Below are 601 nucleotides of genomic sequence, written 5' to 3' on the forward strand. Positions count from 1 at the left end.
AGTGGCGCGTCCTGGAGGATTCGAACCTCCGACCGCCTGGTTCGTAGCCAGGTACTCTATCCAGCTGAGCTAAGGACGCACGGGGCGTTCAACAAGTTGTAAAACTTACCGAACTAAATAATGGCGCGCTCGGGAGGATTCGAACCTCCGACCGCCTGGTTCGTAGCCAGGTACTCTATCCAGCTGAGCTACGAGCGCGCTATGTTTCGATATCAACATTGTCAATATCAGGATTCCTCTTACTATGAAGGGAGACCTAAAGAGTGGCGCGTCCTGGAGGATTCGAACCTCCGACCGCCTGGTTCGTAGCCAGGTACTCTATCCAGCTGAGCTAAGGACGCACGGGGCGTTCAACAAGTTGTAAAACTTACCGAACTAAATAATGGCGCGCTCGGGAGGATTCGAACCTCCGACCGCCTGGTTCGTAGCCAGGTACTCTATCCAGCTGAGCTACGAGCGCGCAAGGTGTGAAATATATCACATTTCTTTAGCTTTGAAACAAAAAAATTGACCAATGGCCAATTAATGGCGGTGAGGGAGGGATTCGAACCCTCGATGCGGCTACAAACCGCATACTCCCTTAGCAGGGGAGCGCCTTCAG

General features: G+C 52.6%; 4 tRNA genes. All 4 read right to left on the minus strand.

Annotated features, from left to right (window positions below):
- Positions 1–2: 2 nt before the first annotated feature.
- The 4 genes from ACQEXU_RS21985 to ACQEXU_RS22000 all read right to left on the minus strand — a co-directional run bounded on the left by ACQEXU_RS21985 (position 3) and on the right by ACQEXU_RS22000 (position 460).
- A tRNA-Arg gene (locus tag ACQEXU_RS21985) sits at positions 3–79 on the minus strand.
- Positions 80–121: 42 nt separating this feature from the next.
- A tRNA-Arg gene (locus ACQEXU_RS21990) sits at positions 122–198 on the minus strand.
- A 66-nt stretch (positions 199–264) separates the two neighbouring features.
- Positions 265–341, minus strand: a tRNA-Arg gene (locus tag ACQEXU_RS21995).
- Between the two features lie 42 nt (positions 342–383).
- Positions 384–460, minus strand: a tRNA-Arg gene (locus ACQEXU_RS22000).
- Positions 461–601 lie beyond the last annotated feature (141 nt).

The organism is Vibrio sp. TRT 21S02 (genome assembly GCF_050113675.1).
Lineage (GTDB): Bacteria > Pseudomonadota > Gammaproteobacteria > Enterobacterales > Vibrionaceae > Vibrio.